Source organism: Gammaproteobacteria bacterium (assembly GCA_022450155.1).
GTDB lineage: Bacteria > Pseudomonadota > Gammaproteobacteria > Arenicellales > UBA868 > REDSEA-S09-B13.
On record JAKUQR010000008.1, the window covers coordinates 34,990 to 49,120 of the forward strand.

Annotated in this window: 15 protein-coding genes; 7 read left to right on the forward strand and 8 right to left on the reverse strand. The window is 52.6% G+C overall.

The window, feature by feature from the left end; translation table 11 throughout:
* Window positions 1-6: 6 nt before the first annotated feature.
* From MK323_06180 to MK323_06190, 3 genes are read right to left on the reverse strand one after another with little or no spacing between them, the layout of a single operon-like run.
* A complete protein-coding gene (locus MK323_06180; GenBank protein MCH2481745.1) occupies window positions 7-1,542 on the reverse strand; it encodes an AMP-binding protein in 1,536 nt (511 codons plus the stop codon).
* A 24-nt stretch (window positions 1,543-1,566) separates the two neighbouring features.
* Entirely contained in the window at window positions 1,567-2,388 is an 822-nt protein-coding gene (locus tag MK323_06185) for an SDR family oxidoreductase (protein ID MCH2481746.1), read from the reverse strand.
* A gap of 16 nt (window positions 2,389-2,404) precedes the next feature.
* Window positions 2,405-3,259, reverse strand: a complete 855-nt coding sequence (locus MK323_06190) for a MaoC family dehydratase N-terminal domain-containing protein (GenBank protein ID MCH2481747.1) — start codon at window positions 3,257-3,259, stop codon at window positions 2,405-2,407.
* 332 nt (window positions 3,260-3,591) lie between these two features.
* On the opposite strand from MK323_06190, the gene MK323_06195 reads away from it, so the two are divergent.
* From MK323_06195 to MK323_06210, 4 genes are all read left to right on the forward strand, one after another.
* Window positions 3,592-4,371: an ATP-binding cassette domain-containing protein gene (locus MK323_06195; GenBank protein MCH2481748.1), complete on the forward strand. Its 780-nt coding sequence runs from the start codon at window positions 3,592-3,594 to the stop codon at window positions 4,369-4,371.
* Window positions 4,372-4,444: 73 nt separating this feature from the next.
* A complete protein-coding gene (locus MK323_06200) occupies window positions 4,445-5,224 on the forward strand; it encodes a transporter substrate-binding domain-containing protein (protein MCH2481749.1) in 780 nt (259 codons plus the stop codon).
* A 68-nt stretch (window positions 5,225-5,292) separates the two neighbouring features.
* On the forward strand, window positions 5,293-5,982 hold the full coding sequence (locus MK323_06205) for an ABC transporter permease subunit (GenBank protein ID MCH2481750.1): 690 nt from the start codon (window positions 5,293-5,295) through the stop codon (window positions 5,980-5,982).
* A gap of 76 nt (window positions 5,983-6,058) precedes the next feature.
* On the forward strand, window positions 6,059-6,745 hold the full coding sequence (locus tag MK323_06210; GenBank protein ID MCH2481751.1) for an ABC transporter permease: 687 nt from the start codon (window positions 6,059-6,061) through the stop codon (window positions 6,743-6,745).
* Between the two features lie 55 nt (window positions 6,746-6,800).
* Here MK323_06210 and MK323_06215 read toward each other — a convergent pair whose 3' ends face one another.
* From MK323_06215 to MK323_06230, 4 genes are all read right to left on the reverse strand, one after another.
* Window positions 6,801-7,229, reverse strand: coding sequence for a cupin domain-containing protein (locus MK323_06215; protein ID MCH2481752.1), 429 nt, complete (start codon window positions 7,227-7,229; stop codon window positions 6,801-6,803).
* 58 nt (window positions 7,230-7,287) lie between these two features.
* Window positions 7,288-9,009: an amidohydrolase family protein gene (locus tag MK323_06220; GenBank protein MCH2481753.1), complete on the reverse strand. Its 1,722-nt coding sequence runs from the start codon at window positions 9,007-9,009 to the stop codon at window positions 7,288-7,290.
* 40 nt (window positions 9,010-9,049) lie between these two features.
* A complete protein-coding gene (locus tag MK323_06225; GenBank protein MCH2481754.1) occupies window positions 9,050-9,289 on the reverse strand; it encodes a hypothetical protein in 240 nt (79 codons plus the stop codon).
* Window positions 9,290-9,407: 118 nt separating this feature from the next.
* A complete protein-coding gene (locus MK323_06230; GenBank protein MCH2481755.1) occupies window positions 9,408-10,010 on the reverse strand; it encodes a hypothetical protein in 603 nt (200 codons plus the stop codon).
* A gap of 255 nt (window positions 10,011-10,265) precedes the next feature.
* Between MK323_06230 and MK323_06235 the strand changes: the two genes are divergently transcribed.
* Entirely contained in the window at window positions 10,266-11,456 is a 1,191-nt protein-coding gene (locus MK323_06235; GenBank protein MCH2481756.1) for an acyl-CoA/acyl-ACP dehydrogenase, read from the forward strand.
* 57 nt (window positions 11,457-11,513) lie between these two features.
* A complete protein-coding gene (locus MK323_06240) occupies window positions 11,514-12,686 on the forward strand; it encodes a CoA transferase (protein MCH2481757.1) in 1,173 nt (390 codons plus the stop codon).
* A gap of 15 nt (window positions 12,687-12,701) precedes the next feature.
* Here MK323_06240 and MK323_06245 read toward each other — a convergent pair whose 3' ends face one another.
* Window positions 12,702-13,508 (reverse strand): enoyl-CoA hydratase, encoded by an 807-nt coding sequence (locus tag MK323_06245; protein MCH2481758.1) that lies wholly within the window; start codon window positions 13,506-13,508, stop codon window positions 12,702-12,704.
* Between the two features lie 64 nt (window positions 13,509-13,572).
* On the opposite strand from MK323_06245, the gene MK323_06250 reads away from it, so the two are divergent.
* The gene (locus tag MK323_06250) at window positions 13,573-14,022 is read left to right on the forward strand and encodes a PaaI family thioesterase (protein ID MCH2481759.1); all 450 of its coding nucleotides are present in this window, start codon (window positions 13,573-13,575) and stop codon (window positions 14,020-14,022) included.
* Window positions 14,023-14,131 lie beyond the last annotated feature (109 nt).

Genomic DNA, 14,131 nt, shown 5'->3' on the forward strand with positions numbered 1-14,131 from the left:
TGTTGGTCAGATGTTACGGTCAGTATCTTTCCAGTAGTGTTCTCTCAGCTTGCGCTTGAAAATCTTGCCGCTGTCCTCACGCGGCAGGTCGCGCCGGAATTCGATGATACGGGGTATTTTGTATCCAGCGAGGTGCTCTTTCAGGTAAGCACGCAGTGCTGATTCTTCACAGATCTGATCGTCAGCCGGTTCAACGAGCGCAACGACCTGCTCACCATACTCGTCGTCGGGAATCCCCAAAACCGCACAATCACGGACGCCGGGGAAAGCCAGCAGGGCTGACTCGATTTCTGCGGGATAAATGTTGACACCACCAGAGATGATCAAATCGCGCACACGATCACACAGGTAGAGATAGCCTTCGTCATCGAGGTAGCCCAGGTCGCCGTTGGTGATTAATCCATCTCGTTCAATTGAATTACGTTTCTCCGGGTCGCCGTGATAGGTAAATTCCGGATAGTCGTGGCGCAGCATAAATATCTCGCCTATCTCATGAGTTGCCGCTTCAGCACCATCGGGTTTGAGAATACGCAATGTAGTGTTACCCACCGCTCGGCCAACACTGCCAGGATGGCTCAGCCATTGTGCGCTGTTGCAGTGGGTGATAACACCACTTTCAGTACTGCCATAAAACTCGTGGATCACTGGTCCCCACCAGTCGATCATGGCGCGTTTTATGGAGGGCGGACACACTGCGCCTGCATGGATAACGTGTTCCAGGCTTGAAATATCGTACTGAAGTCGCTGTGATTCAGGTAGTTTCAACAGCCTGACAAACATGATCGGTGCCAGGAACATGCCGGTGATGCGGTGACGCTGAATCAGTTGGAGCAATTCCAGTGCATCGAATCGGGGTTGAAGCACCATAAGCGTTCCGGTATCCAGAGCAACTCGCGCAAAATGAATAGGCGCAGCGTGATATAGCGGCCCGCAGATAACCACACGCATTCCCGGACGGTTGCCTAGAACCTGTGGTTCGGTGCTTCGCAGTTTATCGGCCTGTTCAGCACTGGCGGCTTCCCGCCGCACACCTTTGGGTCGGCCCGTCGTTCCAGAGGTGTACATCATTGCAGTCGGTACCGAATCGGGCTGTATATTTCTCGGCGGATGGTTCGATAGCCAGTCAGACCAGGAATGCATGTCGTTTGGAACTTGGCAGAGAATCGGGTCGATTGCATAGGCTGCCTGTATGGTTGAAGGCGTCTCGATCACCAGCACCAGTAGTTCCTCGGGCAGCCGGTCCCGTATCCCGTGAAACAGGTCCGCATGCACCACCAGCGCCTTGGCGTTGCTGTCGCGCAGTACGTGCAGTACCTCGTCAGCTGTGAAGTGCCAGTTGATCGGCACGCTGTAAGCCCCGAGTCGTTGTGCGGCCGTGGTAACTTCAAAGAAAGGAGGATCGTTTCGCAACAGTAGCGCAATCGAATCGTTTCTGTTGACGCCGAACTCAGCCAGGCCGGTTGCTGCACGAGCACCCCGGTCGACTATGTCAATCCAGGGGTAGGTGGTATCTCCGAGTATGAGAGTGGTGTGTGTAGACAAAACAGGATCTGACCGCCTGTTGGCCTAGCGGCCACCATCGCACATGAGCAACTGCCCGGTGATGTAGTTCGATTCAGGAATGCATAACAGGTAAACCGCACCGGCGGCCTCCTCAGGTGTCCCACCGCGACCAAGAGACATTCTAGAACCTGCATTCTCGAGCACCGCCCGCTGTACGCCGACCGGAATTTGGTGGCCCTCTATATCGATGCTGGCGGCATCTGTATCAAGTGCCTGAGTAAGACGGGTATGTACAAGACCGAAGGCAACAGCATTGACATTGACTTTGTAGCGCCCCCACTCTCGTGACATTGCCCGCGTCAGGCCCACGATTGCGGCCTTGGCAGATGAATAGTTAGCCTGGCCAGCGTTACCGAAAACACCTGACGTGGATGAGATATTCACAATCTTTCTGAAGATCTCACGATTGTCAGCCTTTTCACGCTTGGCCGCTTCCCGAATGGGCCCGGCTGCAGCTCGCAAAATCCTGAACGGGGCCGTCAGGTGAACATCGAGGACCGCCTGGAACTGTTCGTCCGTCATCTTCTGTATAACATTGTCCCACGTGTAGCCGGCGTTGTTGATGATGATGTCCGGTACGCCCCAAGTGTCCACGGCCGTCGCGATGAAACGCTCAGCAAAACCGGGTTCAACGACGCTGCCGGTGCAACTCATGGCCTCAGTGCCAGTGGAGCGCAGCAGTTCAAGCGTTTCCTGAGCAGGTTCTTCATCCAGATCGTTCACCACGACCCGCGCGCCTTCGCTCGCGAGTTTCAATGCGATGCAGCGGCCGATGCCACGACCGGATCCTGAAACCAGTGCGACTTTTCCATCCAATTTGTTCATGTTGTCTCCAGTTATTTCAGTTCGCCAATGTACATTTTCCATTGCGGATAACGGTTACATTCCGTTCAGCAACCCGGCACTCAAACGAAACGATATGACCGTCCCGCCATATATCCGTGATGATGGTCTCACCGGGATAGACAGGAGAGGAAAAGCGGACGTCAAAACCTGTGATCAATGTGTGATCGTAATTACAGATAGTTTTGAGCAATGCCAGGCACGCCGTACCGTAGGTACACAAACCGTGGAGTATCGGTACCGGGAAGCCGACGTTGTTGGCCAGTTCCGGATCAGCATGCAGTGGATTTCGGTCGCCGTTCAGACGGTAAAGCAGGGCCTGGTCGTCTCGTGTTTTGATGGCACAGGTTGTATCAGGTCTACGCTCAGGGATCACATGAGGTTGAGGTGACGACGCAGTTGAACCGCCAAATCCGCCATCTCCACGCGCAAATATACTGCTGGTCGCGGTAAAAAGTAGCGAACCGTCAGACTTCGAGCGGGCCGTGGTTTCGGTATAGATCAGTGCACCTTTATCCTTGCCTTTGTCGAATGCATCAACCACCCGGGCGTCTGCAATCAATTCCGATTCTGCTGGCAGTGGCTGATGAAGTCGCAGATGCTGTTCGGCATGCAAGACCTTTGTATAGTCAAAGCCGCAATTCATCAGCAGCGGGACCCGGGCAAGCACTGATGCCATTGTCGGTACTGTTTTTAATGGATGCTTCTCAAACACAAAATCAAGTTCGGTAGTATTCAATGGATCGCGACCCATACCGACAGACAGGGCGTAGAGCATGGTCTCACGATCCCCGTATCGGATTACGTTACCAGTCGATTCCAGTGCCATCAGGTGGTTGTAATCAATAGCCATCTTGGGGCTCTCCTATTCGCAGCAATAAATTCCTCAACTCGGTGTTGTCGATCAACAACATACGGGTGATGCGTATAGTGGACGCGGTATACCGGAGGCGTCGACGACCCTCGCCCTGTTTAGATATATCATGTGAGGGGTGTAATCTGAAGCAAATGCACAGGAATAAATGTATTTCGGAATTCAACACATCTCCGTTGCTGCCTAAATCGGCACTTATTAGAACTGATATCGAGTCAGACGCACTTTCTTCATCCCAATGCGGGACTACATTTTCTGAACAACCTCTGTTACCGTATCTGTAACACGCAAATACTGTGAAGCATAGTCACTTGGATAACAACAAAGTTTCAGCGCTTAAGGTAATTGATCTGCACAAGCAGTTTGGAACTGAGCCAGTGCTAAAGGGGGTACACCTGGAGGCAGCAGTCGGTGACGTGATTTCCATGTTGGGTTCATCGGGTTCCGGCAAGAGCACCTTTCTGCGCTGTATTAACTTGCTGGAAATTCCCGATGCCGGTACGGTGACCATACACGGTGAGACCATACGTATGGCCCGTGATAAGTCAAACAACCCGATTCCCGAAGATATGCAGCAGGTCATTCGTATGAGGTCTCGGCTGGGAATGGTCTTCCAAAGTTTCAATCTGTGGTCGCACATGACTGTACTGGAAAATGTAACTGAGGCGCTGGTCCATGTACTGAAGATGTCCAGGTCTCAGGCTCGTGAGCAGGCTGAAGCCACATTGAACAAGGTGGGGATGTATGACCGAAAGGACTACTATCCGGCACACATTTCCGGCGGGCAGCAGCAGCGAACAGCGATTGCCCGTGCACTTGCGATGGAACCCGAAGTGATGCTGTTCGACGAACCAACTTCCGCACTCGATCCGGAACTGGTTGGTGAAGTGCTCAAGGTAATACGTTCACTGGCAGATGAAGGGCGAACAATGATCGTCGTGACGCACGAAGTTGGGTTTGCCCGGGATGTCTCAAACAAGGTTATTTTTCTCCACGAAGGGTTGATTGAGATAGAAGGCCCCCCACAAGAAATGTTTGGCAACTCCGACTCGGAACGGTTCAGGCAGTTTCTTTCGAATGCGCTGCACTGAAGCGGTTGTCACCAGAACTAATCTCTATAGAATGTATGATGACTAACCACCACGAGGATAGGAGAATAAGGTAATGAAACTAAGCAAATTGATTCACGTTTTTGTTGCAGCAACGTTGTTGCTGGTCGGGAGTGCTGTGCAGGCTGGCGATACGCTTCGGGTCGGCGTTGAAGGTGCCTACCCGCCGTTTTCCTGGAAAGAGGCTGACGGTAGTCTCAAAGGTTTCGACATCGATTTTGCATACGAAGTATGCAAGCGTCTGAACCGAGAGTGTGTGTTGATCGAACAGGAGTGGGACGGCATGATCCCTGCACTGCTAGCAAAGAAATTCGATACGATTATCGCATCCATGTCGATTACGGAAGAGCGCAAGAAAAAAATCGACTTTACCGTCAAGTACTACAACACACCTGCCAAGTTGGTCGCCAAAAAGAACCCAGGGTTTGAAGGCACTGCTGCTGGCCTCAACGGCAAACGTCTGGGCGTACAGCGGGCCACAACGCACCAGTGTTCTGCTGAGAAACTCTACCCCGGTGCTGAACTGGTTTTGTACGCGACTCAAGAGGAAGTGTGGCAAGACCTTGCATCCGGTCGGCTCGATGCCCAGTTGTCTGATTCACTGCAGGCCTATGAGGGTTTTCTAGCTCTTGATTCAGGCCAGGGTTTTGATTTCCTGGGGGGTGCGATTGACGATGTCCAGTGTCAAGGAGTAGGTGCTGGCTTTGCCGTACGTAAGGAAGACTCGTCACTGCGCGATGCACTCAGCAAAACCATCCAAGACATACGGGCAGACGGTACTTACAAGGTTATGAACGATAAGTACTTCGCAGTCGATATTTACGGCGCCGACTAATTCTCTTGAGCTGACGATATTCTGGACGGGCCTCTTGATGGGCCCGTCCTATTTTTCTAAATTGCATTATGGAGTCGGTCTGGGAGTACCGGGCACTACTGTTGTCGGGTACGCTGGTGACAGTCCAGCTGGCAATTGGTTCCCTGTTATTATCGGTATTGCTGGGCTTTGCCGGGGCCTCGGCCAAGCTGGCACGAAACCCTGTTTCGCAACGCCTGGCAAATGCCTACACCACCCTAGTCCGCGGTGTACCCGATCTTGTCCTGATGATGCTGTTGTTCTACGGCGGACAGCAGGTTTTCAACGACCTCGGTTCCGTAACGGGGCTTTGGGACTACATCGAAATTAACCAGTTTACAGCAGGTGTCGGATCGATCGGTTTTGTATTTGGCGCCTATATGACCGAGACCTTCCGCGGCGCGATCCTCGCCATTCCAAGAGGTCAGATTGAGGCGGGCATTTCCTGCGGCATGACACCGCTCACTATCTTTCGCCGTATCACCTGGCCACAAATGGTACGTCATGCTCTACCCAGTTTTACCAATAACTGGCTGGTACTGATCAAGGCCACTGCCCTGGTTTCTGTGATCGGCTTGCATGATCTAGTGTGGAATGCATCTACTGCCGGCCGTTCAGTGCGTGAACCATTCGCATTCATGTTTGCCGTTCTGGTTATCTATCTGGTGCTCACTGCTTTTTCGGATGTCGGCCTGCGCTGGTTAGACAGGCGCTACAGTGCCGGAGTTCGACAGGATTAACCTTATGACCGAGCCTGAGCGAACATTCTGGGAGTACCTGGTCCATGTCAGCGAGAATAATTCGCCGCTGGACTTTATGCTCGTCGTTGATCATATCGACAAGTTTTTATACGGCTCGTTGCTTACCCTTGAAATCACAGCGCTGTCTTTGCTGATTGGTGGTGTGGTGGCAGTGCCGCTGGCTGTCGTTCGGGCGTACCGCTTGCGTTGGTTCAATGGACCAATCTGGGCGTTCACTTATTTTTTCCGGGGCACGCCGCTGCTGGTGCAGACCTATCTTATCTACTACGGTCTTGCTCAGTTTGAATTTGTGCGCGACAGTTTTCTGTGGAGACCAATCCTGTCCAGTGCTTGGTGGTGTGCTTTAATCACATTCAGTCTTAATACGGCTGGCTATACCACCGAATTTCTCCGTGGCGCAATTGAGAACACACCCCATGGTGAGGTTGAAGCTGGTCGGGCATGCGGTATGTCGCCATTAAAGTTAATGTGGCGTATCGTTCTGCCCAGCGCTTTCCGACGAGCACTGCCGGCATATTCGAATGAAGTGATTTTTATGCTGCACAGTTCCGTGGTCCTCAGCACGATCACGCTTCAGGACATCTTGGGCGTGGGCCGTTGGCTGAACGGGCGCTATTATCTTGCCTACGAAGGATTCATCACCGCAATGCTGTTCTATATGGTGCTGGTGTTTTTCATCAGTCGCGGTTTTCGGATCTGGGAGAAATACTGGCTGGGTCACCTGCGTCCTCGAGAAGAATAAACCAAAAAATAGAGGGCCGGTTTTGACTGACAAATAACGGTATACCGTGACCTGCTCAGCCCCACGTGGTGTCGTAGTCACGGCCGAGCATATCGGTCTGCGAGCCATCACTGTTATAGAAGCGATTGGGTTTCAAGAAGATCGCAAGTACCAGCGCACCGTCCGGCGCATAGACTGAATGGCGGCTTCCAGAGGGGCGCCAGACAAAATTTCCGGACGTGACTTCACCATCTTCATCTACCAGACGTCCGGAAAGAACATAGCTCTGTTCGATTTCAACGTGTTCGTGGTCAGGCAGGATAGCGCCCGGTGCCATCCGCACCAGAGCTGTGAGGATGCCGGTGTCCGGGTCGATCAGCAGCGTTTTGAATTCAACGCCGTCGAATTTAGACGGCTGCCATGCCAAAGACTCGACATCGACAAAGCGAGACGCAAACTGGTTAAGGTCTTGGTGTCCGGCGACGTTAGGGGTCAGTGCGGTCATGGGTCTCCTTATGGTCGAGGTTTGTTGGTTTAGGAACGGTGGAGTCCTGTGATAGTAATTACTCAGCTGGCAGGCCGGGTGAGTGATTGTTTTGGGAAGGTTGAAAGCGATCGAGAATATGCCCCGGGCCGCTGGTGTGCTCGACATAGTCCTTGCCATCAAATACCTCTATACCATTCACAAAAACGCTGTGTAGTCCTACGGGCCGGCGGATGGTCCGTGGGCCACCGCCAGGCAGGTCATAAACTCTTTCAGCAGGTGTAACACCCACCTTATCGGGATCAAATAACATCATATCAGCGTACGCACCGGGCTGAATTCGCCCTCTGTCGATCAGACCATAGAGATCCGCAGGATGACTGGTCAGTCGCTGAATCCCCTGGGCCAACGAAAAATCACCCCTTTCTCGAACCCACTTGCTCAGGAAGTGCAGTCCAAATCCGGCGTCACACATAAATACCAGATGTGCACCTGCGTCACTGAGTGACACGACACCTGATTCGTGCCGCAGCAACTCGGCGACACCGTCATCGCCAACGTTCAGAAACTGGCCAATAAAGGTCGTTTTGAGGTCCTCTTCGAGGCTCAAGTCCATGATCACATCCAGGGGGTCAGCTGCCTGATTGCGGGCAATCGACTCAATGGTCTGATTCGCAAAATGGTTGTTCTTCTCTAAGGCCGGTACAGCAACCGTGACCCGATTCCAGTTGCCTTGGAATATCATCCCCGGCCGAGGATTTTGCAGACTGTTTCGGAATCGGTTACGAAAATCGGTATCAGAGAATATCTTCTTCAATTCATCTGGAGGGCAGGCTTTTATTTCTCCGAAGGCGTCGTGACTGTAAAACGGATAGGCGTTGGCCATCGTGAAATCGAACGACAGAGGCTGGCAGGGTATCTGGACATAAACCTGTTGCCCTCTTGAATTGGCAGCTTTACAGGCTTCAAAGATCTGAATCGCCCGATCGGGTTCCTGTTCGTTGAACATGGCCATTCCTGTAGACTGGAACACAGCTCTATTGTGATTGACTGAAAGTTCTTCCAGTTCATCCACAGTCCGTATGCCCGAAGCGAGCTGAACGATGCCGTGGTCATACTGAGGCATCGAACCGACCAGGGTATCGAATTCAGACCACGGGGTAATGGTTGAGGGCATGGGAACACCAGCATAGCCGGAATGGTTCAGTGAATAGGAACTCGCGAAACCCACGGCCCCTTGGTCCATAGCCTCTCTAACCATAGAACACATGGTCGAAAGTTCTTCTGTTGTCGCCTCTGCTCGATTAGAGGCATCTTCGCCCATCACCGATGTGCGAATCACGGAATGCCCGGCCAGTACTGCGACGTTGATGTAAGGCGCGATTGAGCGCAGGGCAACCATGTAGCTGCCGAAGCTGTCAAATGTCCAGTTGACGCCGGTGCGAAGAGAATCCAGGTCCATACCTTCCACAACGGAGAGGTTTCTTAGAATAAGATCACGCACCGCCGGTGGGGAAGGCACGATCCCAAATCCGCAGTTACCGATGACCACACTGGTAACGCCCAGCGACGGTGACGGGGAGAGCGTCGCGTCCCAGGTGATCTGGGCATCGTAATGGGTGTGCAGGTCTACAATACCCGGTGCCAGTGTGAGCCCTGCCGCATCGACCGTCCGGACTGCCCCACCCTTGGTCTGTCCGATCGCTGTGACCCGCCCATTGCTGATTGCAACATCAGCATCAACAGGGTCGTTACCGAGCCCATCCACGACAATTGCGTTTCGAATCACCAGGTCATGCATGTGCAGGGTCCGCCTTCATGAGCTTTTTCAAACCGAGTGCCTACAACGGCGGGATCATCCTGGCCTGTGCCATTTCAGTCAGTATTTGCGAAAACATGTGCTCGCTGTCCTCAAATGATTCAAATCCATGCTGCCGGGCTTTGGTGGTGCTGGCCATGATATCCCAGTCACAATTAAATATGTAATCGCCAAAGGACCAGTTGACTGCCTTTTCAATATCGGGTGTCACAAGACCATGCACTTCAGCCAACTCCCGCCAGGTACTTGTCTTATCTGCCATGAACTGTTGCAAGGAGATCGACTGTGGTGGCCCCAGTGGTAAATCAAACAGATCGGCCACTTTCTCCCAGATCTGTTCCCAGCGAAAAAAATCACCGTTGGTTATGTTGTAGGCCTGGTCAGTGGTCTGCGGACTGGTCAGCGCCCAGTTTGCAGCACGTCCGAGCAGTTTGGCATCGGTGGCCTGGTAGATGCTGCGATAGGCACCCCGGGCTGCCAGGAAACCTTAGCGGTAGCCTCAGCGCTTTCGAAAGGCTGGTATAGGCACCGATGATCATGAGTGGGTTCATCGGTGAACGCATACCGAGTCCGCATATGATGTGTGGGCGAAGGCACGAATAGTCCCACGTCGCTTCGGCAGATCGTGCCGCCAACAAGTCCTGTTGTTTAAAGTAAAAATTCGGCGGCATGTGGCGTGCGTCATCTTCCCGGCTGGGTGTTCTGTAGGGGCCAAGATGAGTGCCATAATATTTCTGGCCCTGCATGAGCAGAATCCGTCTAAGCGCAGGTGCAGCCCGGCAGACGCTATCCAGGAGATTCTCAAACATCTGCGCATTAATGCTGGTCTGTTCTGCCCAGTCATCACCCCCTGCCGGAGAGTAGCCGGCGTATACCAGGTGTGTGAGACTTTCAAATTCGCCGGATACAGCACTCAGGTCGGACGGCTTCAGCATGTCTGCTGTCACGAATCGAATGTCGTCCGCAATGGGAAACTGGGGCATTCGCCGAGAGAGCCCAATCACCTCCCACTGTGGACGTGCCGCAAAATCCTTACGCAACGTAACTGTCGGAGATTCCAGTGACCCCTGCAATCAGAACTGTTTTTCTGTCATCAGTCATGTCACCGGGCTTCAGTTTTTCGGCTAAACCATCCTATACTGCCTTGATCACACCGGCACAGTATAGCCCCAGCCGGTTTGTGTAGCGGTCGGGGTATACCGTGTTACCACTCGCCACAGGATGTGGCCGGGACAGAAATGACAGAACCAGTTTGTTTGACGAGCGCGCTTGAACTCGATACATCCCAGACCACGATTCTGAACAGTGTACGGTCGGTCGTTGCTCAGTTTGACGACGACTACTGGTTGCAGCTGGATCGTACTGGTGAGTTTCCCCATGCGTTTTACGACGAGATGGCCAAAGGAGGGTGGCTCGGCATCGCTATGCCTGAAGAGGTGGGTGGTGCAGGCCTGGGTATTTTTGAAGCAGCGCTGATCATGCATACGGTGGCCAATTCACCAGGTGGAATGTCGGCAGCCTCTGCAATCCACATCAACATATTCGGACCGCATCCCATTGTGGTCCATGGTACGGAAGACCAGAAACGGGAATGGCTGCCAGAACTCATTCAAGGTCGGAGCAAATGCTGTTTTGGTGTAACTGAACCTGATTCGGGACTAGAGACCGGCAGTATCCAGACTTTTGCCCAGCCCGACGATGATGGCTATATCGTTACAGGTCAGAAAATATGGACGTCTACGGCACAGCATGCCGATAAGATCATGCTGCTGGCACGGACTACACCAAAAGAATTGTGTCAGCGCGCAACAGATGGCCTGTCCCTTTTTTTTACAGACCTGGATAAACGTTTTGTAGAGGTCAGGGAAATTCCGAAGATGGGGCGCTCAGCGGTGGATTCCAACCTAGTGTTTTTCGACGGGTTACCCGTACCGAGAAAGGATCTGATCGGAGAAGAAGACCGGGGCTTTGAGTACATTCTTAATGGTTTTAACCCAGAACGAATCCTGATCGGTGCAGAAGCGCTGGGTATCGGCGTGCAGGCATTGAACCGGGCTGTGGACTATGCCCGCAATCGAATCGTTTTCGATCGACCCATTGGGCAGAACCAGGCGATTCAGCACCCGTTGGCTGAGAATTGGATGGAGCTGCAGTCAGCGTTTCTGGTCTGTATGGAGGCAGCTCATTTGTATGATGCGGGAAAGCCCGCAGGTGCGCTTGCAAATGCCGCCAAATATTTGGGTGCAGAAGCAGGGTACCGTGCCGCAACACAATCGGTCTTGACCCATGGCGGTATGGGTTATGCCAAGGAATATCATGTTGAACGGCTACTCCGAGAGGCTATGATTCCGAGATTGGCACCGGTCAGTTCACAGTTGATCTTGTGCTATATCGCTGAGCGTGTACTGGAACTGCCCCGGTCATACTGACGGCACTTGAGTACTGCACATAACCCACAACCATCCGGTTTCATGGTAGGTAAACTGATGTTGCCACTGACAGATCTTCGTATTCTTGATTTGACTACGGTCATTTTTGGGCCATACACGACGCAGATGCTGGGTGATTTTGGAGCTGATGTCATCAAGATCGAACACCCCGATGGTGATCTGACCCGGCATCTGGGGCCAGGCCGAAGTCCGGGTATGTCTTCACTTTATCTGGGTTGTAACCGGAATAAGCGTAGTGTGATTCTGGACCTCAAGCGAGAACCGGCAAAGCGCGCATTGTGGCGACTGATCGAGAGCGCAGACGCAATCGTTCATAACGTCAGGCCGCAGAAAATGGCTGCTTTGGGATTTGCGCCAGATCCCGTCATGGCTTGCAATTCCAAGATCGTCTATGGCGGCTTGCATGGTTACTGGGAAGATGGACCTTATGGAGGACGACCTGCTTTTGATGATGTGATACAGGGCGAATCTGGCATTGCAGGTACTTTCATGGCTCGAGATGGTGAGCCGGAGCTGATGCCGACCATCGTTGCGGATAAAACTGCAGCGCTACTGGCCAGTACCGGGTTGATCGCAGCGTTGCTTCAACGGTTTCGCACGGATAAGGGAGTTTATCTGGAAACTTCGATGTTTGAGGGTATGGTGGCCTATACACTACTCGAACATCAGCACGGCACGATATTCGACCCGAAGGCGACGGGCGCAGGTTACCCACGGGCCTTGTCACCATCCCGCAGGCCTCATCGCACTTCCGATGGTTATATCTGTATGCTTGCGTATACCGACGACCAGTGGCATCGCTTCTGGTCTCTGGCAGACAAGGCCGAACTGGTGACAGATCCCCGATTCGATTCTCTGTCAAACCGCTCAAACAACATCGACGTGCTTTACAGCCTGGCCGGAGAGGTTCTCACTACTCGCAGCACGAAGGAATGGCTGGATGTACTGGGAGACGCCGACATTCCGGCTGGACCGGTGAACCGACTCGATGACTTGAGAGATGATCCTCATCTTAAAGCCACTGGATTTTTTAGATCCTATGAACATCCCAGCGAAGGGCGTCTGGAGATACTCGACACGGCGTTTCGATTTAACCGACAAGCGCTACCGGTTCGACTGCATCAGCCGAGACTGGGTGAGCACAGCCGCCAAGTTTTGGATGAGGCGGGTTTTTCTGACTCAGAGATGGACGAGATCCTCGACCTCTAGCGTACCGCTGCGCCTTTAGGAGTTTGACCAGTCAGGTTCGCGTTTCTCGATGAAGGCATCGATGCCTTCGCCTGCATCTTCAAACATCATATTGCAGGCCATGGTCTCACCCGCATCGTGATACGCTTGCTCTAGGGAATGTTCAAGCTGCCGGTAGAACAAAGACTTTCCGAGCCGAAGTGTTTGCGCCGGTTTTCGTGCGATGTTTTGCGCAAGCGCCATCACGGTTTTGTCCAGTGCCTCGGGTACTACAACGCGATTGACCAGTCCAAATTCAAGTGCGGTCGGCGCATCGATGAATTCTCCAGTCATCAACATTTCATATGCCCGCTTCCGGGACAAGTTACGGCTCAGCGCAACACCGGGTGTTGAACAAAACAGGCCAAGGTTAACTCCTGAGACTGCGAATCGTGCGGTGCTCGAGGCAACGGCGAGGTCACTGTTTGCGACCAACTGGCAGCCGGCGGCGGTCGCAGTACCATGGACTCGGGTGATGACCGTTTGCGGCATTCGGACCATAGTCATCATCATTTCGCTGCAGCGGCTGAAAAGATCCTGGTAGTAGTCCTTGTCTGGTGTCGCCCGCATTTCTTTAAGGTCATGGCCGGTACAGAAAGCATCCCCGGTGCTTGCGATAACAACCACCTTGACGTCATGCCTTTCGCTTAGCTGGTCGAGTAGCAACTGCATGTCGGTCAACACCTGTTCTGACAAGGCGTTATACTGGTTTGGACGATTGAGCGTGACTGTGGTGATGCCATCACCATTTTCTGTCAACAATACAACACCAGTCTGTTTAGAATTTTCAGGTGATTGTTTCATCTGGCTCATCCGCTTTTGTTGCGGCAACGTACGTTACTCTCTAAAGGGTTTTAAGTAAACCAAAATGACCGCTGTCACCGTTCAAGAAATTGAATTGCTGACGCTGGAATCGTTGCCATTCGCTGTTGATTATGGCTTCAGAGTCGATTCACTAGGATCGGGAACTGCGGCCGTACACGCACCCTATAAAGAATCATTCCTTAGACCTGGCGGAACGATTTCTGGACCAGTGATTATGGGTCTGGCCGATTATGCGTTGTACGTCGCTATTCTGACTAAGATCGGTCTTGTCGAACTCGCAGTTACTACCAATCTTAATATTAATTTTCTACGACGACCTGAACCAGGTGATCTGCTAGCAGTAGCCAGTGTGATCAAGATCGGGAAACGACTTGCGGTGGGGGAAATTGAGGTCTACGTGGATGGAAAAGAGAGTATGATCGCTCATGCCACTTCAACTTATTCGATACCCCCGATAACAGCCAAGCCTGGACCACAGACGCAGACCCATTGACCCGTAAATTCAGATGCCTTAAAGCGTTATCAGTACGGCGCCGATTTGACAATCAGCTTGCGGGCGCAAAAAAATACGGCTAAAGCGAGTTAAGATTGATAACCCGCTC